Origin of the sequence: Thalassovita autumnalis (assembly GCF_001458255.1) — a bacterium.
Classification (GTDB): domain Bacteria; phylum Pseudomonadota; class Alphaproteobacteria; order Rhodobacterales; family Rhodobacteraceae; genus Thalassobius; species Thalassobius autumnalis.
The window spans coordinates 303824-323604 of the sequence record NZ_CYSB01000040.1; the positions used below are offsets into that span (position 1 = coordinate 303824).

Consider the following 19781-nt stretch of genomic DNA (forward strand, 5'->3'; position numbering starts at 1 on the left):
CATGTTCGATAAAATCCTGATTGCGAACCGGGGGGAGATCGCGCTGCGCGTGATCCGCGCCTGCCGCGAGATGGGCATCAAATCGGTAGCGGTCCACTCGACCGCGGATGCCGATGCCATGCACGTGCGCATGGCGGATGAATCCGTCTGCATCGGCCCGCCTTCCGGCACCGAAAGCTACCTGTCGATCCCGGCCATCATTGCCGCCTGTGAAGTCACTGGTGCGCAGGCGATCCACCCGGGCTACGGCTTCCTCTCTGAGAATGCGAACTTCGTACAGATCGTTGAGGATCACGGGCTGACCTTTATCGGCCCGACCGCGGAACACATCCGCGTCATGGGTGACAAGATCACCGCCAAAGACACCATGAAAGAGCTGGGCGTTCCTTGCGTTCCCGGTTCTGACGGTGGCGTGCCTGATCTGGCCGCAGCGAAACGCATTGGTGACGAGATCGGCTATCCAGTGATCATCAAGGCAACCGCTGGTGGTGGTGGCCGTGGCATGAAAGTGGCGCAAACCGCCGCTGACATGGAAGAGGCGTTTATGACCGCACGTGCAGAGGGCAAAGCCGCCTTCGGCAACGATGAGGTCTATATCGAGAAATACCTCACCACCCCGCGCCACATTGAGATCCAGGTCTTTGGCGACGGCAAAGGCAAAGCGGTTCACCTGGGTGAGCGCGATTGCTCGCTGCAGCGCCGTCACCAGAAGGTGTTTGAAGAGGCCCCCGGCCCCTGCATCACCCCAGAAGAGCGTGCTGCGATCGGTAAGGTCTGTGCGGATGCGGTTGCCAAGATCAACTATATCGGCGCCGGCACCATTGAGTTCCTCTATGAAAACGGTGAGTTCTACTTCATTGAGATGAACACCCGTCTGCAGGTGGAACACCCGGTCACCGAGAGCATCTTTGGTGTTGATCTGGTGCGTGAACAGATCCGTGTAGCCGAAGGCATGCCCATGTCCTTCAGCCAGGAAGATCTGGAAATCAACGGCCACTCGATCGAGGTGCGGATCAACGCAGAAAAGCTGCCGAACTTCGCCCCCTGCCCCGGCAAGATCACCCAGTTCCACGCCCCCGGCGGTCTGGGTGTGCGGATGGATTCGGCGCTTTATGACGGCTATTCGATCCCACCCTATTACGACAGCCTGATCGGCAAGCTGATCGTGCACGGTCGTGACCGTGCCGAGGCGCTGGCCCGTCTGGACCGTGCGCTGGGTGAATTGATCGTGGACGGTATCGACACCACGCTGCCGCTGTTCACAGCGCTGCTGCAGGAAGATGACATCCACACCGGCAACTACAACATCCACTGGCTGGAAAAGTGGTTGGACGCAAACATGGGCTAAGGCCCCGCCGGGGCCGCAGGCGATCCTGCGGCCCCGTTTCGGATCAAGGGGCGTTTTTCCAGAGGATAGGCGTTTGAAAGACGAGTTCACGCTCACCCCTCAGATCCTGCTTTCGGGCTATGCCCAGGGCATTTTCCCCATGGCAGAGAGTCGCGATGACCCCGAGGTGTTCTGGGTCGATCCGCGCCACCGTGGGATTTTCCCCCTCGACAGCTTCCACATTTCCAGATCGCTGGCCCGCCGGCTGCGCAAAGAGGATTATGAGATCCGGATCAACGGCGATTTCGAAGCCGTGCTGAACGGCTGCGCGGATCGCGATGAAACCTGGATCAACCCCACCATCCACGCGCTTTATATGTCGCTGAACGCCATGGACCGCGCCCATTCGCTGGAGGTCTGGATGGACGGTGAACTGGCGGGGGGCGTCTACGGTGTCACGCTGGGCCGGGCCTTTTTTGGCGAGAGCATGTTCAGCTACCGCCGCGATGCCTCAAAGATTGCGTTGGCCTATCTGGTGGATCACCTGGTGCAGACCGGTTTCACCCTGTTTGACACCCAGTTCATCACGCCACACCTTGCCTCGCTTGGGGCGGTGGAGATCCCGCGCCAGGCCTATCAGGCGCTGCTGCGGGAGGCATTGCGTGAAGGCGCTTTTTTCAACGTTGAGGGTGTCGATCACTCAGCCGCAGGTGTGTTGCAGCGCAACGGCCAGACGTCATAACGCGCATGATCCAGCGCGTTCAGCGCCGGGGCTGAGGCCATCATCCAGCCACGAAACATCGGGGCCTCTTTGCCAATGCCCTGAATGGTGACAAAGGCGTAAGCATCCCCAGACGGGTTGCCCACCGGATAACGGCATTCCCCCAGAGACACCCGCAGATCGCCAAACACGGCCTCACCGCCATTTGGGATCTCCATATCCGTGGTTTCCCCGTTCACCTTGTCCAGCCCGCGCAGAACGCCACCGGTTCCCGGGCTAACCTCTTCTGCCACCGACGGCAGCGCCAGAAGCAATGAGAAGACTGCAGCGATGCGGATCATTCGTCGCCTCCGGACACAAACTTCATCAACAGCGAAATCAACGAGACGGAGCCTTGGGTGTCTTCGATTTCGGATCCCGGCTCAAAGTTGAAGGGGGATCCGCCCGGGACAATCTCTACAAAGTTGCCGCCCAGCAGCCCCTCGGAGCTGATCACAACGGCGCTGTCGTCAGGAATGTCGATCCCGTCTTTCAGCAGAAATTCAGTGTCCGCGCGGAAGGTCTGCGGGTTCAGGGCGATATCCGTGACGGTGCCGATCTTAACACCGGCCAAGCGCACGTCAGAACCAACGCTGATCCCTTCCAGTGAACGGAACGACGCGCTGAGCGGATAGCCGTCAGACTGCACGGTAAACCCGGTGACCTGCCCTGCATAAAGGACAAAGCCCACAGCGGCGGCCAAGACCGCGGCACCTACAGCAACTTCGGTGGGATTGGTGGACATAGGTGCCCCCTTACGCCTGCTCTTGCGCCTTATTCGGGCGACCATGCCTCATAGTCGCGCCGCTCAGACGGCTCAGAGCGACGGATCGATCCGGCAGGAGCATAGGCCATCGCAGTACCGGTGAGGTTTTCCAGATGCGGCTTTTCCCAGTCCTTATGGACCAGCGGCTTATCAGTCGGCAGCTCATCAAAGGTGTGATGCAACCAGCCATGCCAGTCAGGGCTGATGCGGCTGGCCTCAACCTCACCATTGTAGATAACCCAGCGACGTTTGCCGTCTTTGGAAGTGTAGAACACGTTGCCCTGATCGTCCTCGCCCACTTTCACGCCTTTGCGGGCAGTGTAGAGCTGGGTGTTGAGGGTCTGACCGTCCCACCAGGTGACGGCGCGCAGCAGGGTGTTCAGGATGCCCATTGAGTCTCTCCGCAATAAGTTACCGGAAGATATGGACCATATGCCCCTCAAGGTCCAGTGGTGGGGGGCCTGTAGCAGTTGTTTTCCGGTCCCGTTAGGTGCATCAAGCCGCCACTCAAGGCCCAGACAAGCAAAAGCCCGCCACCGGAACCATCCGGGACGGGCTTTGGTAAAGCGAAACGTCAGATCAGCTGGCGCTGGCTTCTTCTTTTTTCTCACCGTGGATCATCAGCGGCTGCGCGTCCGAGGTCACGGCCTCTTCGTTCACAACAACCTCTGTCACGCTGTCCTGACCCGGCAGGTCAAACATGGTGTCCAGCAGGATATCTTCGAGGATCGACCGCAGACCACGGGCGCCGGTTTTACGCTCAATCGCGCGTTTGGCGATGGCTGACAGAGCATCATCGGTGAACGACAGCTGCACCTCTTCCAGCTCGAACAGACGCTGGTACTGCTTGACCAAGGCGTTTTTCGGCTGGGTCAAAATGGTGACCAGCGCGTCCTGATCCAGATCTTCCAGTGTTGCCAGAACCGGCAGACGGCCGACAAATTCCGGGATCAGGCCGAATTTCAGCAGATCTTCGGGTTCCAGATCCTTGAAGACCTCACCCACACCGCGTTCGTCGTTTTCACGCACGTCCGCGCCAAAGCCCATGGCCGAGCCTTTGCCGCGCTGGCCAATGATCTTGTCCAGACCGGCGAATGCACCGCCACAGATGAACAGGATGTTCGTGGTGTCGACCTGCAGGAACTCCTGCTGCGGATGCTTACGGCCACCCTGAGGCGGAACCGAAGCCACGGTCCCTTCCATCAGCTTCAGCAGTGCCTGCTGCACGCCCTCACCCGAAACATCGCGGGTGATTGATGGGTTTTCCGACTTGCGGGTGATTTTATCCACTTCGTCGATGTAGACGATGCCACGCTGCGCGCGTTCCACATTGTATTCCGAGGCCTGCAACAGCTTCAGAATGATGTTTTCAACATCCTCACCCACATAGCCCGCTTCGGTCAGCGTGGTGGCATCTGCCATGGTGAAAGGCACATCCAGAATACGCGCAAGGGTCTGGGCCAGCAGCGTTTTACCGCAACCGGTTGGACCGATCAGCAGAATGTTCGATTTCGACAGTTCGATATCGCCCGATTTCTGCGCGTGGTTCAGACGTTTGTAGTGGTTGTGAACCGCCACCGACAGCACCCGCTTCGCCATCGCCTGACCGATCACGTAATCGTCCAGAACGTTGCAGATATCCATCGGGGTTGGCACCCCTTCCGAGGATTTCAGGCCCGCGCTCTTGGTCTCTTCCCGGATGATATCCATGCACAGCTCAACGCATTCATCACAGATGAACACGGTTGGGCCGGCAATCAGCTTTCGCACCTCATGCTGGCTCTTGCCGCAGAAGGAGCAGTAAAGCGTGTTCTTGCTGTCGCCACCGGTATTCGTCGCCATTTCGTCCCTTTCAGGCCTGAAGTCTCAGGTTACTCAGATGCTGCCGTCTGGCTGTCCTGCATCCCTTGGAGAGATAGCTTAAGACAGCCCTCAGGCAGCCACAATGCAAAAACGTCACACGGGCGCGTTAACGCCCGTGTGTCTTAGGTTCAGCTGTCGCCGTCGTCGCCGGTTTTAGCGCGGTTGGTGACAATCTCGTCAATCAGGCCCCATTCCTTGGCCTCTTCCGGCGACATGAAGTTGTCGCGTTCCAGACCGGCTTCAACCTCCTCATAGGTGCGGCCGGTGTGCTTGACGTAAATCTCATTCAGACGGGTTTTCAGCTTCTGGGTTTCCTGCGCGTGGATCATGATATCCGTCGCCTGACCCTGATAACCGCCCGAGGGCTGGTGCACCATCACGCGGGAGTTCGGCAGCGAGAAGCGCATGCCGGCCTCACCTGCGGTCAGCAGGAGCGAACCCATCGAGGCCGCCTGGCCAATCACCAGGGTCGAAACCTTGGGTTTGATGTACTGCATGGTGTCGTAGATCGACAGACCCGAGGTCACAACGCCACCGGGTGAGTTGATATACATCGAGATTTCTTTAGACGGGTTCTCCGCCTCAAGGTGCAGCAGCTGGGCAACGATCAGCGAGGACATGCCGTCATGCACCGGACCGTTGAGGAAAATGATGCGCTCTTTCAGCAGGCGCGAGAAAATATCATAAGCCCGCTCCCCACGGCTGGTCTGCTCAACCACCATAGGCACCAGGGTATTCATGTAAGTATCAATCGGATCGTTCATAGTCGCCTGCCTGTTACTGTCAGAAGCACACTTATCAGCAAGGTGCTAATTGAGTCTTAGTCTTGCCCCCTCTGGCCTGCAAGGGGACCCCTCCGAATTAATGGGGTGCGCCACCAATCCCATAACCCTTGGCGTCAACAACGACAAAGGCGGCACTGGCGGCGACAACCCGTTAACCTCAAAAGAGGTTTCAAGTTCCGTGCCAGCATCTGCGCCATCTTCTGACAGGCGGACATGAGCATATTTGCGACATATGCGACCACCCCACTCGCTTAGCGTCACTAAAATTTGTCGCCATTTTACGCAAATGTGACGCATCGCGTATTGGCGCCCCACGGAAGGCTGATATTTTGCGACACCAAGTTGTCGCGATCCCGTTGCCCGAGGTCGCAGAGCGACACAAAACATGGTACCATTCCAGCTCGGCACCAAAGGGGGAGACATGCAGCAAGATCGATTTATCCAGCGTGCAGCTTCGGCCAATTTCCCAATGGAATTTGAAGGCCCGCCAGAAGATTTCTATTTCCTGCTGGTCCCCAAAGCCACAATGCTGGCCGTCGCGGCTGCGATTGAACCCCTGCGGATCGCCAATCAGCTGACAAAACGGCAGCTCTATCGCTGGTACACGATGAGTGAGGATGGCCGCCCGATCACCTGTTCAAACGGCATGACGGTGACCCCGGATATGGCGCTGGAACCGCTGCCAGCCAATTCCTACGGATTTGTCTGCTCTGGGGTTGAGCCACAGGATACGGTTACGGATGGCACGCTGAACTGGCTGCGCCGCGAAGATCGCTTTGGCCGCCGTTTGGGCAGCATCTGTTCGGGCGCCTTTGCACTGGCGCGGGCCGGCATCCTGAAAAACCGCCGCTTTACAATGCATTGGGAAAACCAGCCCGGCCTGATTGAGGAGTTTCCGGACCTGCAGCCCTCACCCAACCTCTATGAGGTGGACGGCCGTATCATGACCTGCGGCGGTGGCAACTCCGCTCTGGATATGATCCTGACCTTGATTGAACAGCGGCACGGTTCTGAGCTGGCGATCATGGTGGCGGATATGTGTATCCACATGCGCTCAGGCGCGCAGCGGGCCCCGCAACGCTCCGCCAACTCGGCCGCGATCGGCTGTCGCAACCGCAACCTACTGGCGGCGATCCAGATCATGGAACAGGAAATCGAAGAGCCGCTGTCGATGGATGACATCGCCAACAAGCTTGGCGTTTCACGTCGTCAGGTGGAACGACTGTTCAAACGCTACCTGAACCAGAGCCCGATTTCCTATTATAACGACCTGAGACTGTCGCGGGCCTATGGCATGTTGAATGAAACCGACCTGACCGTCACGGAAATCGCGGCTGCCACCGGCTTCCGCTCCTCCAGCCATATGGCGCGGGTGTTCCGGGAAAAATACGGCTCTTCCCCGAACGCACATCGGAAATCCTGGGCCTGACCGCTACCAGACGTCCGGATCGATCCCCTGTTTGCGCAGCTTGGCAAACTTATCCTGCAAGTAACGTTGGAAGCGCTGGGTCTCATAATGGCCTTCCGCCACAAACTCGAGCGAGCTGAGATAGTGGAAGGGTTTCAGATACCCCGGCATGCGGAAGCTTTCCGCCGCTGATAGACCGGTGGCGTCGGCATTGTCGCGGTGAAACAGCTGCGTTGTCGGCGTGAAGTTCACAAACCACTTGCCCGCCAGTCCACGTTCTTCCAGCGCCTCGCCGTCAAAATCCAGCACCTCACGGGATCCGAACATATCCAGCTGCACCACATCGAAATGTTCCTGGATGTAATCGGTGATTTCGGGGCGGGCAAAATTCACCGCATGCAGCTCACGGCAATAGGGGCAACCGCGTTGTTCCCAGAGAACCATCAGGCCGCGCCCGCTGTCTGCGGCGGTCTGCAGATCGTCCCCCAGTTCAAGAAAACTGTCCGTGAACCACGGCTGTTTGTGTAGGCCATCGTCCCCCAGTTCCAGCCCATCCGCGCCACCGGCGGCCCGGATCGAACCCGGCATCATCGCCCCTGCTACCAGGCTTCCGGCCGCACCACTCATTAGCTTGCGTCGTGTAATCATAGCATCCTCCCAGTATGACACTGTGCCACGACATCACCAAAACGCAAAACGGGGCGCAAAACGCCCCGTTTGGTCGCAATATTCTGACCTTTAGCCAAACATGTCCGAGGTGATCCCGGCATACCAGCCGATGGATTCCTCATAGGTGGCTTTGCGCAGATCCGCATCCTCACCGGTTTGCGAAATGAACCCGTCCACCTTGGCAATCTTCTCATCCGTTGCCTCATAGGTGGCGCCCACTTTGACACCATCATCCGTGGCAATGAGCGACCAACAGGTGTTGGAGAATTTCGCCGGGAAGACCTTGGAGCCGGTCAATGCACCGCGCACCGCCATCGCCGCCACCTTGGCCTGCGAATTGGCCGAGAAGCCAGATTTCGGCATATCCCCCTGATTGGTCGCATCGCCCAGCACATGGATGTTTTCATCCAGCCGGCTTTGCATGGTGTGACCTGAGACCGGGGCCCAGTTGCCCTCGGTGATGCCGGCCATTTCGCAGATCCGGCCTGCCTTCATTGCGGGGATCACGTTGCAGGCATCCACCTTGGTGACTTCGCCGTCGATGGTGACCGTCATCTCGTCAGCATTCACCTCAACATTGCCACCGCCGAAATCGGCGCCGATCCAATCGACCATGCCCGCGTAGTGGTTGGCCCAGCCTTCCTGGAACAGGCCCATTTTGGAAAACTTAGGCTTTGGGTCGGCCACAATGATCTTGGCGGTTGGGTTGGTCTGTTTCAGCAGATGCGCCACCATCGAGATCCGCTCATAAGGTCCGGGTGGGCAACGGTAAGGATTGGGCGGGGCGACCATGGCAAAGGTGCCGCCCTCTGGCATAGCCTCAATCTGCGCTTTCAGCAGTTCCGTCTGTGACCCGGCCTTATAGGCGTGTGGCATCTTGTTTTGGGCTGAAACATCCCAGCCCGGCACCGCCCCGTCTACAAAATCAATTCCCGGTGACAGGATCAGCCGGTCATAGGGCAGCACCGCCCCGCCAGCCAGGGTCACCTGCCGCGCATCGCGGTCGATGCCCACAGCCCAATCATGCACCACATTGATCCCATAGGCAGAGGCCAGCGTGCCATAGCTGTGCGCGATGGAGGAAAGCTGTCGGAAGCCACCGATGTAAAGGTTTGAGAAGAAGCAGGTGTAGTAACTGCGGCTGGGTTCCACCAGCGTCACATCAATTGCGCCCTTGGCCCCTTTGGCAATGTAGCGCGCCGCGGTCGCACCACCTGCACCACCGCCGATCACCACGACCCGCGGTTTGCCTGCGCCCAGCACCGCCGGGGCTGCCAGACTGGCCGCAGCCAGTGATGTGGTGCCTATAAAGCTCCGTCTGTTCAATTTCATGTCTCTTCCTCCCTAAGTAAATCAATGTCTTATTGGGGCCTTTTGGGTAAAAACCCCCTCAGGACTTACTTTTTCTCAATGGCTTACCCGCCATGACGGCGTGCTTGTCACTCCAGCCCTGCGAAATACGCGGCCAGCGCCGCAATCTCTTCATCAGACAGGCGACCGGCCATCATTTGCATTACCGGATGGTCACGCTGTTTCTGTTTGTAGGCATGCATGGCAATGACGAAATCTTCGGTCGGCCAGCCGATGATGGCGGGAATGCCGTCATAGTCGCCATCGGTCTGATGACAGGTGGTGCATTCGGTTGACAGATATTCGCCGAAATCGGGATCCCCCACCAGCGCCAGCACCTCAGGGGGCAGATCAATCTCAACCTTGCGGGCGGTTGGCGCCGCTTCGGGAATATCTGCAGGATTGTCCGAAAACTGCCGCAGGTAGGCCAGTAGGTCCGCGCGGTCCTTGGGCTTTTTCAGACCCGCGAAGCTCATCTTGGTGCCGGGCACTGCTTTGCGGGGATTGGTCAGAAACGCCTCCAGCCCCTCAAGATCCCACAGCAGCCCACTGTCGGCAGCGCGGCGCATGCCTTTGGAATATTTATACCCGGCAAAGCTGGCAGCGGGACGAAAGAAGATGCCGTTCAGATGTGGGCCAATCCGATGTTTGGCGCCCTCGCCCACCTGATGACACGCCTGACATTTTTTAAAGATTTTGGCGCCACGATCCGCGTCACCAATGGCCGTGGCCGCTTCATCAGAAAGTGCGGCCCCTGCAAGGGCCGCCCAGAGTGATATGATGGCAATGGCACGCATCGCTTACTTGCCTACGCTTTTTAGGTATTCCGTCACCGCGGTGATGTCGGCTTCCTTTTTCAACCCGGCAAAGCTCATCTTGGTTTTCTTCAGGAACTTCTTGGGCTTGGTCAGGAAAGCGGTGAGGTTTTCGTCATCCCAGACTTGCCCCTCTTCGCCCAGGGCTTTCATCGCTTTGGAGTATTTGAACCCCTCCACCTGGCCGATGGGCGCGCCGATGATACCGTTGAGGATCGGGCCGGTCTTGTTCTTGGCCTTTTCTCCGACTTGGTGGCAGGCTTTACACTTCTTAAAGACCTTTTCACCTTTCTTCACCAACGCTTCATCCAGCGCGGCGACCTCGGCAACGGGTTCTGGCGCGGGCTCTGGTTCAGGCGCGGGCTCAGGCGTTGCGGCGGCTTCGACGACGGCCGGGGCCTCCGCCTTGGCGGTTTCATCCTCGGGCGTCACATCCAATACGGCGGCACGCATGGTGATTTCCACCACATCCTTGCAGTTTTCCATGCAGGGTTCCGTCCAGAAATGCGCCTCAGTGGTGTCGCGATCATCCAGGATGAAGCCCTGCGCATTGGGCAGTTCAACCTCCATGAAATTTTCGTTGCTCAGCACAAAATCCTCATCCACCAGATCGTTGGAATAAAGGATATATGCGGTGATTTCATAGACCTGATCATCCGTCAGGCTCTGCGCATTGCCAAAGGGCATGGAGCGGCGGATGTAATCAAACGAGGTCGACAGATACGGCCAGTAGGAGCCAACGGTCTTCAGCGGATCCTTGTCTGCCAAGGTGTCTGCGCCACCAGCCAGTTTTGGCCAGTTATCAACGCCTTCAGCGAAATCCCCGTGGCAAGACGCACAGAACTCGGCAAAGGTTTCTTCCCCATCAAGCACCGATCCACTGCCCACAGGCAGGCCGGTGCCATCCGGTGCAATGTCCAGATCCCAGGCAGCGATCTCTTCCGGCAGGGCGGGACGGCCCAAGCCGAACTTGCCCGCCAGTGCCGGACCGGCCACGACCGAGGCCGCAGCAACACAAAGCAAAAGGTTACGATACTTCGACATTTTCACCTTCCCCATTGGATTTGATCCACCAGGTCTGAATGCAGTTATTGTGGTAAATCGAGTTTTCGCCGCGGGTTTCGCGCAGCATGGCTTTGGTCGGCTGGACATAGCCGGTCTCATCCATCGCGCGGCTCTGCAGCAGCATTTCTTCGCCGGTCCAGGTGGTGTCCAGATAGAACCGGGTCAGCGCCATCGGTTGGCCGGGATTGGCCAGACGCGCGGTTTCCCAGGTCTTGCCACCATCCTTGGAGACATCCACACGGGTGATCGCGCCGCGGCCAGACCAAGCCAGACCAGTGATGACCAGCGGGCCATGACCATGTTTGATCGGCGACTGCGGCGAGGGCGAGGTGACAACGGATTTCGCATCCATCACCCAGGTCCACTTCCGGCTTGTGCCATCTTCCAGCGTGTCTGTGTACTTTGAGGTTTCTTCACGGCTTTCAATGGGTTGATCCGTCACCTCAATGCGGCGGATCCATTTGACCCACATGTTGCCTTCCCAACCGGGCACAACCAGACGCGCGGGATACCCATGTTCCTTGCGCAGCGCTTCGCCATTGGCTTTGAAGGCGATCATACAGTCATCCAGCGCCTTTTCCAGCGGGATGGAACGCCCGTTTGACGACGCATCCGCGCCCTCAACATAGACCCATTTGCCCTCAGGCTTGATGCCAGCCTCTTCCAGCAGGCTGCGCAGCGACACGCCGGAATATTCCATGTTGTGGATCATGCCGTGGGTGAACTGCGCCCCGTTCAGCTGGGCCCCTGCCCATTCCATGCCGGTGTTGGCCGCGCATTCCAGGAAGAAGGTGCGGTTTTCGCGCGGGAACCGTTCCAGATCCGCGTAAGAGAAGACCAGAGGCGTATCGACCAAGCCATTGATCATCAGCCGGAAATCTTCTTTGCGCATGTCGATCGCGCCCGAATGGTGGCGTTCAAACGCGCAACCCTGCGGGGTGATCGTGCCGTCCAGCGCGTGGATCGGGGTAAAGTTGATCGAGCTGATGGTATCCGCGGTCAGCCATTCCACGTTCCGGCGCACCACGTCGCCTTCGTATTGGATCGGCAGACCATAGGGTGATGCATCGACACCATCACCGGTGCCCTGCGCCCAGGGTTGCTTTTCAACGATCAGGGGATCGGGGCTGGCTGCAAGGGCTGCGCCGCCCCCGGCCATGCTGCCACCTACCGCTGCGGCCCCTTTCAGGAAGGCCCGTCGCGAGGGCGTCAGGCCCTTCGGTTTATTCGACATTTTGATTCTGCCTCCGGCACTTATAATCAAATTCATTTTAATGAATTAATTCGAGAAAGTGAACCCCAGATAGGGTATTTGCTGCCAACTAATTCAAGAGGCTGGTTGCGAAACAGGCACTTTTACTCGTCCCGCAACCCGTTGTTTTTATGACTTCTTCAAGCAGACACCCGTGCGAAGAAGAAAGATGGCTTAGGCGCCAACAACCTTGACGTTGTCACGCGGGGTGACGGTCACGGTCCCCAGCTTTTTGATGTGATCTTCCACCACATCCATGATCTGCGGCCCCTCGGTGCCTTCGTTGACCGAGGCCCAGCCGGCGACCACATAATTCTTTGCTGGATCAATGGCCTCACCAGTTTTCAGCAAGGTCATATCGCTGATCCGGCTGCCCTGCGGTTTGGTGATGTCGATCTTGTAGCCAAGGCCACCCACACGCACCATGTCCCCACCCTGCTGATAGTAAGGATCCACGTTGAACAGGTTGTCGGCCACATCCTCCAACACCACATGGATGAACTCACCGGTCATTTCAGTGCGGTAGGCTTCGCCGTAGCTCATCGAGGTGACATTCCAGATGTCTTCGCGGGTGATGTCCTGATCCGGCAGGATCGACGGGCCCCAGCGCACGCCGGGCGACATGGCGATGTCCGCCTCACGCTCCGACAGAAGCGCGTCACAGATCAGGTCATCCCAGGTGCCGTTGAAGTTCCCACGACGGTAGAGCAGACTATCGTCATCGGTGCGGCCGATGACCTCTTCCAGCTGGTCCTTGTAGGGCGCGCGCTGCGCGTCAATCACGGCGGCCACCTCTTTGTCGGGCTCAATCACATCCGACAGGATCGGAATCAGCTTGTGGCGGAAGCCCATCATGCGGCCATCCCGCACGTCCAGATCCACCCGGCTGACGAATTTCCCGTTCGAGCCTGAGGCGACGATGATCGTCTCGCCAACCAGCACCGGTTCGGGCACAGCGTCATGGGTGTGGCCCGAAAGGATCACGTCGATGCCTTTGACGCGGCTGGCCATTTTCTTATCCACGTCGAAACCATTGTGGCTGAGCAGAACCACCAGTTCAGCACCCTCGGCGCGAGCTTCATCTACCACTTCCTGCATCCGTTCATCCCGGATCCCGAACGAGTACTCAGGGAACATCCAGCGCGGGTTGGCGATGGGCATATAGGGGAAGGCCTGACCGACCACTGCGATCTTGGCCCCGCCCCGTTCAAACATCTTGTAGGCCTCAAAGTTCTCCGACGGCTCATCCCATTCCGCGTCAAAGATATTGGCGCCAAGGGCCGCAAACGGCAGGCCGTCCACAACTTCCTGCACCCGGTCTGAGCCCAGCGTAAATTCCCAGTGGAAGGTCATCGCATCCGGCTTCAGCGCGTTCATGACGTTGACCACATCCTGGCCTTGGGTGTGGTGGCAGGTGTAGGACCCATGCCAGGTGTCACCGCCGTCCAGCAGCAGCGCATCGGGGCGCTCGGCCCGGATCGCGTTGATCACCGTGGCAACACGGTCCATGCCGCCCACCTTGCCATAGCCCCGCGCCAGCGAGGTGAAATCGTCATAAGTCAGCGCATAGGCCGAGGCCGAACCGTCCTCGATCCCGTACATCTTGCGGAAATCTGCGCCGGTGACATGGGGCACCTGACCCAGCGCCGGACCAACGCCCAGGTTGATCGACGGTTCGCGGAAATAGATCGGTTTCAGCTGTGCGTGAATGTCGGTGATATGGATCAGCGACACATTCCCGAACGTATCAAACTCCAGCAGCTGGTCTTGGGTCAGCTTCTGCTGTGCTGCCAAACGCCCCCAGCTGCCATAGGCGGATCCGCCCAGCATTGCAGTGGCGGCCATTGAAACCTGCAGGAAATCACGACGCGAAATCATATCCGTGTTGCTCCGAAACGATGTAAGAGATCAACCGGCAGCCAAGCACTGCAGATGTCAGCCCAAGGGCGGTGATCTTATAGGTGAGATGGAGGAGGAGCCGGGGCGGTCGTCGCCGCCCCAGTCAGAGTGGTTTTAGTTGCGCACCGAGGGTGCTTCGACCGACAGGCCGTTGCCACGGCTGGCGACGTAAAGCTCCAGCGCAACAAAATCGGCGCTTCCGGGGCTATAGGTTTCGGCGCGGGTGTCACGCACACAGCCTTTGAAACGCGCGTGAACCGAGTTCAGCTTGGCGTTTTTCAGACGGTAGACGGGGAACCCGTTGATCTGGCCCTGGCTCAGGTGATCCGCACGGATCATGTTGCCGTAGTTCTGCTCATGGCAGTTGGCGCAGGACAGTTCCAGCTGACCGGTGCGGGTGTAGTAGAGCTCTTTGCCCTGTTCCCACATGGCCTGTGCCGGACCATCGATGGCCACGTTCACGGGCATGCCACGCGACTGCAGCGAGATCAGCGCAACCATGTTGGTCAGCGCGCCACTGGTGTAGCCCAGCTTCTCGGCGCCCATCTGGTTTTCGCGGCAATCGTTGACCTGCATCTCCAAGGTCCGCACTTCGCCAGCGGCTTCGTTCCACTTCGGATAAACCGCGCGCACGCCGGCCATGCTCTCTTCCACGTCGCCGTGGCAGGATGCACAGGATTTTTCGGCGGTGCCTTCAACGGTTTCCCAGGCGTCGATGGCCAGTTCAACACCCAGCATGCCAGGGTTGTCAAAATCGTCCATCTGCAGCGCCTGCGTCTCATCCGAGCGGAAATGCCAGCCCGAGATCACCTCATCGAGGTCATCTGCCAGGTGAGCTGGCGCAGCGGCTTTGGTTACCATTTCCAACTCATCGTTGACGATCAGCGTATCATCATCCGCTTCGGCGATCGCCAGCGTTGGGACTGCCAGCAGCAGGGCAGCAATCGCAGTTGTTGGCTTGAATGTCATCTAGCTTCCTCCCTGTGATATCTCAGATCCCGCCGGCGCACCGGCGGGACAGAAACATCTATTTTTATTAAGCGATTGCGACCTTTTTGGCGGTCTCATAGACCGAGCCATCATCGTCATACCAGGTGAACTGGAATTCGCCCGCTTCGGGCACAACGGCCTCAAACTCGAAGTAAGGGTTGGTCGAGATCGCTGGCTCCAGCTTGACGTCCACAACGGTCTTGCCGTTGAAGGCGCAAGTGAAACGGTTGATGATCGACCGCGGGATGACGCTGCCATCCTTGTTCTTACGCTGACCCGATTCCATCTTGTGGCTGATCAGGGTCTTCAGGGTAACGGTTTCGCCAGCAGCCGCCTTTTTCGGGGCTTTAACGCGAGGTTTTACACCTTTTGCCATGTCTTTTCTCCTTCGATCCTGATTAGCCGCCGCAGCCGCCGATGGTGACCTTTACGGTCTGACCAGCTTTGACAAAGCTGCCGTCGGCCATTTTGGCGATGGCGACCACGTCCTGGGTGCCTGCCAGACGGATACGAGTCGAAGCCGACTGGCTGCCTGCCAGCTCACCAAAGGTGAAGGTGGCAACACCCGGGGTCGGGTTGCCCATGGCCAACAGCATGATGGCTTCGGCGCCTTCTGCCTCAACCGACACAGGAACGGTGTTGCCGTTTTCTGCAATTTCCGGTGCGGTCAGGGTCAGACCACCCTCGCCCAGATCGGCTCCGCCGGTGAACTCGGCGATAAAGTCATCCGCTGCAGCTGCGTTCACCTGGAAAGGCAGAACGGTCAGCGCAGCAGCACCCAGGCCCATGGCCAGCGTGTCGCGTCGTGAGAATTCCATTGTGATCTCCTTAATTTCGTCGCGCCCAGATCACTCGGTCAGAGTGGTCAGGAAAGCGACAACATCTTCGATTTGCTGTGCAGAGAGCAGCGGATCCAGCGGGCCCTTGGGCGCCTTGCCGGTATACGCATCGCCCGGACGGACAAAACCGCTGACCTTGTAGTAGGACGGCATAACAGTGCCATCATAGACACCTTTGGCGTTGACCAGAATGCCGCGCAGTTCAGCAGCGTTCCAGCGATCCCCCACACCATCCAGTTCCGGGCCAACTTCACCGTGGAACGGTGCGTCATTCAGCGCGGTGACCGCATGGCAGGCAATGCAATTGCCCATCTTTTTCGACGCCATGATCTTGGCGCCCATTTCCGCGTCCCCGGCGGTGCCGGTCAACGAGGCTTCGACCGCCCCGTACTCGTCGAAAACAACATCAGCAGGCGCAACTGGGTTGGCAAATGCCGCCCCAGCAGACAGCGCCGCCACCAGTGTCAAAGTCGTAAGCTTCATGTTTCCTCCCATGGCTACCCGTTAAGTGGCTAAGCTCGCTTTTGTATACGGTAGTCGACGGCTGCGCATGACGCAACAACAAATTCATTATCGTGAATTTACCAATATGAACGCAAGCTAATTTGTGGATTGATGATTATTGCGCAGATAGAGTCCGCGCGAGATATTTTTGGAACGGCTCCTCGGAAAGGTAACCCTTTTCCAACACCCAACGCAACATAGCCAAAGTGGTGCCTTTGCCAAATGCCCCCGGAACGGTTGCAACAGCCGCCTGCCCTGCGGTCTGACCCTCAGTAACCTCTTCTGGCAAAAACAGCATCGTCGGGGTGAACATCAGCCCCCATTTGCGCACCATCTCTTTCTCAGCCAGAGATTCGCCATCAAAGTCCGTGACCTCGACATCGCCGAACATATTGATCTGCACAACGAAGTAATCCTGCTCTAGGCTAAGCGCGATTTCGGGGTCGGGAAAGACCTCCTCATGCATCTTGGTGCAATAGATACAGCCACGCTGTTCAATGATAACCATCAGGCGTTTACCTGCAGCGTTGGCCTCTTCCAGATCCTCGGACAGGTCTTTGAAGGTATCCTGCATCCAAACGGTCTTGTGCAGCCCGTCATCCCCCAGTTCAGCCGCCACGCCCACCGACGGTGCAGCCAGCCCAAGTGCCAAAACACATGCTGTCAAAATTGATCTCATGCTCTCCTCCCTCTTCAATTCACACGCCCTTAGCCCAGCGTCGTCAGCGATGGCATCCAGCGGATCATCACATCCGCGATCAGCCGCACACCGTTGGTGGCAATCAAAATCGCGAAAAGGATCAGCATCCCGCCCATGATTTTCTCAGCATATTGCAGCTTGGAACGGTGGCGCCCCAGCCAGCGCAGAAACGGCTTGGCAAAAAGCGCGGCCACTACAAACGGCGCCGTCATCGACAGCCCATAGACCAGCAGCAGCAGACCGCCGCGCCAGATATCGCCCATCCCACTGGCGATCATCAGGATGGAGGCCAGCGCCGGCCCCACGCAGGGCGTCCAGCCAAAGCCAAAGGCCAGGCCCATCACATAAGCGCCCATAAGCGTAGACGGCGCCATAGTACTTTCCAACTTGGCCTCACGGTAGAACAGACCAATCCGCAGCAGCCCGATGAAATGCAGACCAAACAGCAGCAGCACCGCCGCTGCCACCCAGCGCAAGGTGTCCAGCCACTGGGCAAAGACCTGCCCCAGCGCCGTTGCCCCCATGCCCAGCAGCACAAAAATCGTGCTGACACCAAAGGCAAAGGCGATGGCCGAAATCACCAACCGCCGCTGCGCCCCTTTGGCGATTGTACCGTCGCCCTGCAGCTCGGTCATCGAAAGACCGGCCATGTAGCACAGATAAAACGGAACCATCGGCAGAATGCACGGAGTGAAGAAGCTCAAGAGACCCGCAAATGCCGCAGCTGCAAATGAAATATCAATCATGTCCGGCCCTTGATGAATTCATACATTCACATTATGTAGTATGAAAGAGGATCGTCAATCATGTTGCAACCCTTGCGTCAACGTTTTGCCATAGCGGCCACCCTGCTGGCCAGCACATTCACCAGCCCCCTTTGGGCGGCGGAATTGTTTATGGTGGAAACGCCGGGCTGCCATTATTGCATCCAATGGAAAGAAGAGATCGGCCCGATCTATCCCAAGACCGCCGCAGGTCAGTTTGCCCCGCTACAGCAGATCGACATCGATGATCCCCTGCCCGACGGCCTGAGTTTTGCGCGCAAGGTGGTTTACACACCCACCTTTGTGCTGGTTGAGGAGGGTCAGGAAATCGGCCGCATCGAAGGCTACCCGGGCGAAGATTTCTTCTGGGGCCTGCTGGAGATGATGCTGAAGGCCAAAACGGATTTTGCCACAGAAAGTGGCACCTGAGGGCAACGCCGCCCATCAGAACGCCGTTGCGATACGGCTGTGACTTTACGCTTGAGGCCTCATTCGCTATGAGGCCCCATAGGAACAAGGATCGAGGGTGACATGGGTCTGCCTGTCTTTGACGACAACATCTCTGACTCGGAAATGGACCGCATGGTGGAAAACGCCACCAATGCGTCAAACTTCCTCAAGGCTGTCAGCCACGAAGGCCGCCTGATGATCCTCTGCCATCTGGTGTCGGGCGAAAAATCCGTGACCGAGCTGGAAGATCTGCTTTCGGCCCGGCAGGCCGCTGTCTCGCAACAGCTGTCGCGTCTGCGCCTCGAAGGTCTGGTTGTGCCACGGCGCGAAGGCAAGGCGATTTATTATCGTTTGGCGGATGACCGTCCCAAGCGTATGCTTGAACTGGTCTACGATTTGTTCTGCGCCGACGACAGCGAAAGCCAAGCATGAGCTGCTGAGCCTGCGCAGGGCCGCGTTGGGAGGCGCGCGCCCATGATCGATATCATCGGAGAGTATTGGACCACCGCGCTGTTTGGCGGGGTTGGTGGTCTTGTTCTGGGGCTGGCAGCACGGCTGGGCCGCTTCTGCACCATGGGCGCAATTGAGGATCTGCTTTACGGCGGCTCAGACATTCGCATGCGCATGTGGGTGCTGGCGATCGGGGTCGGCATCTTGGGCTGTTTCGGCCTGACCGGCGCCGGGATGATGCAGCCCGAGGCCTCCTATTACCTGTCCATCCGCTGGATGCCCTTGGCCTCAATCCTTGGCGGGTTGACCTTTGGCTACGGCATGGCGCTGGCCGGCAACTGTGGCTACGGCGCCATTGCGCGCCTTGGTGGCGGGGATTTTCGCGCCTTTGTGATCGTGCTTGTGATGGGCGTCGCCGCCTATGCCACCCTGTCAGGCCCGTTGGCGCCGTTGCGCAACATGGCCTTTCCACAGGTTGATGTGACCAGTGAAGTGCCACCGGGCATCGCCCATTTCCTGGGCCGCTTCCTTGGCATGTCACCCGTCCATATCGGTCTGGCATTTGGCGCGCTGATCACCCTTGGGGCGCTTGGCTCCCGCAAGTTTCTGCAGGATCCGAAATCCGTTTTCTGGGGCGTGGTGGTCGGGCTTGCCATCACATCGGGCTGGGCCGGCAGCTACTATGCCGCCACCGCCGGCTTCGAAGACCTGCCTGTGGTATCGCACAGCTTCTCTGCCCCCGTGGGCGAAACGCTGATCTATTACATGACCGCATCGGTGCGCGAACCCAGCTTTGCAGTTGGCTCCATCACCGGGGTGGCGCTTGGCGCCTTCATCGGTTCCCTCATCAAAGGGCATTTCCGCTGGGAGGCCTGCGATGACCCGCGCGAGCTGCGCCGCCAGATCATCGGCGCGGGTCTGATGGGGATCGGCGCGGTGCTGGCCCTTGGCTGCACCGTGGGTCAGGGCATGACCGCCTTTTCCACGCTGGCCTGGTCAGCACCCGTGACCTTTGCGGCGATCTTTGCCGGGGCCGCGCTGGGTCTGCGCCAGTTGATCGAAGGATTTCAGCCCGCCGAATAAACGACGGGCCTGTGTTGTATTACTTTGCCAGTAGATAAAACC

General features: G+C 58.5%; 23 protein-coding genes. 6 read left to right on the forward strand and 17 right to left on the reverse strand.

What is annotated here, in order from left to right; translation table 11 throughout:
• The first annotated feature begins 1 nt into the window (after nt 1).
• Nucleotides 2-1348 carry an acetyl-CoA carboxylase biotin carboxylase subunit gene (accC, locus tag TL5118_RS18185; protein WP_058244266.1) on the forward strand — a complete coding sequence of 449 codons (1347 nt, stop codon included), beginning with the start codon at nt 2-4 and terminating at the stop codon, nt 1346-1348.
• Nucleotides 1349-1421: 73 nt separating this feature from the next.
• The gene (aat, locus tag TL5118_RS18190; RefSeq protein ID WP_278044385.1) at nt 1422-2069 is read left to right on the forward strand and encodes a leucyl/phenylalanyl-tRNA--protein transferase; all 648 of its coding nucleotides are present in this window, start codon (nt 1422-1424) and stop codon (nt 2067-2069) included.
• Here aat and TL5118_RS18195 read toward each other — a convergent pair.
• The 5 genes from TL5118_RS18195 to TL5118_RS18215 form a co-directional block, all read right to left on the reverse strand.
• Nucleotides 2024-2389: a DUF2155 domain-containing protein gene (locus TL5118_RS18195; protein ID WP_058244267.1), complete on the reverse strand. Its 366-nt coding sequence runs from the start codon at nt 2387-2389 to the stop codon at nt 2024-2026. The two genes, aat and TL5118_RS18195, sit on opposite strands and share 46 nt — an antisense overlap.
• Nucleotides 2386-2832, reverse strand: a complete 447-nt coding sequence (gene mlaD / locus TL5118_RS18200) for an outer membrane lipid asymmetry maintenance protein MlaD (protein WP_058244268.1) — start codon at nt 2830-2832, stop codon at nt 2386-2388. The genes TL5118_RS18195 and mlaD overlap by 4 nt, the downstream gene beginning before the upstream one ends.
• A 29-nt stretch (nt 2833-2861) precedes the next feature.
• Complete coding sequence (locus TL5118_RS18205) at nt 2862-3245, reverse strand: NADH:ubiquinone oxidoreductase subunit NDUFA12 (RefSeq protein WP_058244269.1); 384 nt, start codon at nt 3243-3245, stop codon at nt 2862-2864.
• 187 nt (nt 3246-3432) lie between these two features.
• The gene (gene clpX, locus TL5118_RS18210) at nt 3433-4695 is read right to left on the reverse strand and encodes an ATP-dependent Clp protease ATP-binding subunit ClpX (RefSeq protein ID WP_058244270.1); all 1263 of its coding nucleotides are present in this window, start codon (nt 4693-4695) and stop codon (nt 3433-3435) included.
• Nucleotides 4696-4844: 149 nt separating this feature from the next.
• Nucleotides 4845-5480: an ATP-dependent Clp protease proteolytic subunit gene (locus TL5118_RS18215; RefSeq protein WP_058244271.1), complete on the reverse strand. Its 636-nt coding sequence runs from the start codon at nt 5478-5480 to the stop codon at nt 4845-4847.
• A 442-nt stretch (nt 5481-5922) separates the two neighbouring features.
• Between TL5118_RS18215 and TL5118_RS18220 the strand changes: the two genes are divergently transcribed.
• Complete coding sequence (locus TL5118_RS18220; protein WP_058244272.1) at nt 5923-6930, forward strand: GlxA family transcriptional regulator; 1008 nt, start codon at nt 5923-5925, stop codon at nt 6928-6930.
• A 3-nt stretch (nt 6931-6933) separates the two neighbouring features.
• Here the strand turns inward: TL5118_RS18220 and TL5118_RS18225 are convergent, their stop codons facing one another.
• The 12 genes from TL5118_RS18225 to TL5118_RS18280 all read right to left on the reverse strand — a co-directional run bounded on the left by TL5118_RS18225 (nt 6934) and on the right by TL5118_RS18280 (nt 17738).
• Nucleotides 6934-7557, reverse strand: a complete 624-nt coding sequence (locus tag TL5118_RS18225) for a thioredoxin family protein (protein WP_082626336.1) — start codon at nt 7555-7557, stop codon at nt 6934-6936.
• Nucleotides 7558-7647: 90 nt separating this feature from the next.
• On the reverse strand, nt 7648-8910 hold the full coding sequence (locus TL5118_RS18230; RefSeq protein ID WP_058244273.1) for an NAD(P)/FAD-dependent oxidoreductase: 1263 nt from the start codon (nt 8908-8910) through the stop codon (nt 7648-7650).
• A 107-nt stretch (nt 8911-9017) separates the two neighbouring features.
• Complete coding sequence (locus TL5118_RS18235) at nt 9018-9725, reverse strand: c-type cytochrome (protein ID WP_058244274.1); 708 nt, start codon at nt 9723-9725, stop codon at nt 9018-9020.
• 3 nt (nt 9726-9728) lie between these two features.
• Nucleotides 9729-10787, reverse strand: coding sequence for a c-type cytochrome (locus TL5118_RS18240; RefSeq protein ID WP_058244275.1), 1059 nt, complete (start codon nt 10785-10787; stop codon nt 9729-9731).
• Nucleotides 10771-12042, reverse strand: a complete 1272-nt coding sequence (gene soxC / locus TL5118_RS18245) for a sulfite dehydrogenase (protein ID WP_058244276.1) — start codon at nt 12040-12042, stop codon at nt 10771-10773. Before soxC ends, TL5118_RS18240 begins: the two co-directional genes overlap by 17 nt.
• 192 nt (nt 12043-12234) lie before the next feature.
• Nucleotides 12235-13938 (reverse strand): thiosulfohydrolase SoxB, encoded by a 1704-nt coding sequence (gene soxB, locus TL5118_RS18250; RefSeq protein ID WP_058244277.1) that lies wholly within the window; start codon nt 13936-13938, stop codon nt 12235-12237.
• Between the two features lie 135 nt (nt 13939-14073).
• The gene (gene soxA / locus TL5118_RS18255; RefSeq protein ID WP_058244278.1) at nt 14074-14928 is read right to left on the reverse strand and encodes a sulfur oxidation c-type cytochrome SoxA; all 855 of its coding nucleotides are present in this window, start codon (nt 14926-14928) and stop codon (nt 14074-14076) included.
• Nucleotides 14929-14995: 67 nt separating this feature from the next.
• Complete coding sequence (soxZ, locus tag TL5118_RS18260; RefSeq protein WP_058244279.1) at nt 14996-15325, reverse strand: thiosulfate oxidation carrier complex protein SoxZ; 330 nt, start codon at nt 15323-15325, stop codon at nt 14996-14998.
• A gap of 22 nt (nt 15326-15347) precedes the next feature.
• Nucleotides 15348-15767 (reverse strand): thiosulfate oxidation carrier protein SoxY, encoded by a 420-nt coding sequence (gene soxY / locus TL5118_RS18265; protein WP_058244280.1) that lies wholly within the window; start codon nt 15765-15767, stop codon nt 15348-15350.
• A 30-nt stretch (nt 15768-15797) separates the two neighbouring features.
• Entirely contained in the window at nt 15798-16271 is a 474-nt protein-coding gene (soxX, locus tag TL5118_RS18270; RefSeq protein WP_058244281.1) for a sulfur oxidation c-type cytochrome SoxX, read from the reverse strand.
• Between the two features lie 136 nt (nt 16272-16407).
• Nucleotides 16408-16971, reverse strand: coding sequence for a thioredoxin family protein (locus TL5118_RS18275; RefSeq protein ID WP_058244282.1), 564 nt, complete (start codon nt 16969-16971; stop codon nt 16408-16410).
• 29 nt (nt 16972-17000) lie between these two features.
• A complete protein-coding gene (locus TL5118_RS18280; protein ID WP_058244283.1) occupies nt 17001-17738 on the reverse strand; it encodes a cytochrome c biogenesis CcdA family protein in 738 nt (245 codons plus the stop codon).
• Nucleotides 17739-17798: 60 nt separating this feature from the next.
• On the opposite strand from TL5118_RS18280, the gene TL5118_RS18285 reads away from it, so the two are divergent.
• The 3 genes from TL5118_RS18285 to TL5118_RS18295 all read left to right on the forward strand — a co-directional run bounded on the left by TL5118_RS18285 (nt 17799) and on the right by TL5118_RS18295 (nt 19739).
• A complete protein-coding gene (locus TL5118_RS18285) occupies nt 17799-18185 on the forward strand; it encodes a thioredoxin fold domain-containing protein (RefSeq protein ID WP_058244284.1) in 387 nt (128 codons plus the stop codon).
• Between the two features lie 102 nt (nt 18186-18287).
• Nucleotides 18288-18638 carry an ArsR/SmtB family transcription factor gene (locus TL5118_RS18290; protein WP_058244285.1) on the forward strand — a complete coding sequence of 117 codons (351 nt, stop codon included), beginning with the start codon at nt 18288-18290 and terminating at the stop codon, nt 18636-18638.
• 42 nt (nt 18639-18680) lie between these two features.
• Complete coding sequence (locus TL5118_RS18295) at nt 18681-19739, forward strand: YeeE/YedE family protein (protein ID WP_058244286.1); 1059 nt, start codon at nt 18681-18683, stop codon at nt 19737-19739.
• The last annotated feature ends 42 nt before the right edge of the window (nt 19740-19781 follow it).

Coding starts and splice junctions, on each gene's coding strand:
- soxX (WP_058244281.1), bottom strand. CDS start 16,271: ATGAAGCTTACGACTTTGACACTGGTGGCGGCGCTGTCTGCTGGGGCG.
- TL5118_RS18275 (WP_058244282.1), bottom strand. CDS start 16,971: ATGAGATCAATTTTGACAGCATGTGTTTTGGCACTTGGGCTGGCTGCA.
- TL5118_RS18205 (WP_058244269.1), bottom strand. CDS start 3,245: ATGGGCATCCTGAACACCCTGCTGCGCGCCGTCACCTGGTGGGACGGT.
- TL5118_RS18195 (WP_058244267.1), bottom strand. CDS start 2,389: ATGATCCGCATCGCTGCAGTCTTCTCATTGCTTCTGGCGCTGCCGTCG.
- TL5118_RS18280 (WP_058244283.1), bottom strand. CDS start 17,738: ATGATTGATATTTCATTTGCAGCTGCGGCATTTGCGGGTCTCTTGAGC.
- TL5118_RS18295 (WP_058244286.1), top strand. CDS start 18,681: ATGATCGATATCATCGGAGAGTATTGGACCACCGCGCTGTTTGGCGGG.
- TL5118_RS18285 (WP_058244284.1), top strand. CDS start 17,799: ATGTTGCAACCCTTGCGTCAACGTTTTGCCATAGCGGCCACCCTGCTG.
- TL5118_RS18240 (WP_058244275.1), bottom strand. CDS start 10,787: ATGTCGAAGTATCGTAACCTTTTGCTTTGTGTTGCTGCGGCCTCGGTC.
- mlaD (WP_058244268.1), bottom strand. CDS start 2,832: ATGTCCACCAATCCCACCGAAGTTGCTGTAGGTGCCGCGGTCTTGGCC.
- soxY (WP_058244280.1), bottom strand. CDS start 15,767: ATGGAATTCTCACGACGCGACACGCTGGCCATGGGCCTGGGTGCTGCT.
- soxZ (WP_058244279.1), bottom strand. CDS start 15,325: ATGGCAAAAGGTGTAAAACCTCGCGTTAAAGCCCCGAAAAAGGCGGCT.
- TL5118_RS18220 (WP_058244272.1), top strand. CDS start 5,923: ATGCAGCAAGATCGATTTATCCAGCGTGCAGCTTCGGCCAATTTCCCA.
- TL5118_RS18230 (WP_058244273.1), bottom strand. CDS start 8,910: ATGAAATTGAACAGACGGAGCTTTATAGGCACCACATCACTGGCTGCG.
- TL5118_RS18235 (WP_058244274.1), bottom strand. CDS start 9,725: ATGCGTGCCATTGCCATCATATCACTCTGGGCGGCCCTTGCAGGGGCC.
- TL5118_RS18225 (WP_082626336.1), bottom strand. CDS start 7,557: ATGATTACACGACGCAAGCTAATGAGTGGTGCGGCCGGAAGCCTGGTA.
- soxC (WP_058244276.1), bottom strand. CDS start 12,042: ATGTCGAATAAACCGAAGGGCCTGACGCCCTCGCGACGGGCCTTCCTG.
- soxB (WP_058244277.1), bottom strand. CDS start 13,938: ATGATTTCGCGTCGTGATTTCCTGCAGGTTTCAATGGCCGCCACTGCA.
- clpX (WP_058244270.1), bottom strand. CDS start 4,695: ATGGCGACGAATACCGGTGGCGACAGCAAGAACACGCTTTACTGCTCC.
- accC (WP_058244266.1), top strand. CDS start 2: ATGTTCGATAAAATCCTGATTGCGAACCGGGGGGAGATCGCGCTGCGC.
- TL5118_RS18215 (WP_058244271.1), bottom strand. CDS start 5,480: ATGAACGATCCGATTGATACTTACATGAATACCCTGGTGCCTATGGTG.
- TL5118_RS18290 (WP_058244285.1), top strand. CDS start 18,288: ATGGGTCTGCCTGTCTTTGACGACAACATCTCTGACTCGGAAATGGAC.
- soxA (WP_058244278.1), bottom strand. CDS start 14,928: ATGACATTCAAGCCAACAACTGCGATTGCTGCCCTGCTGCTGGCAGTC.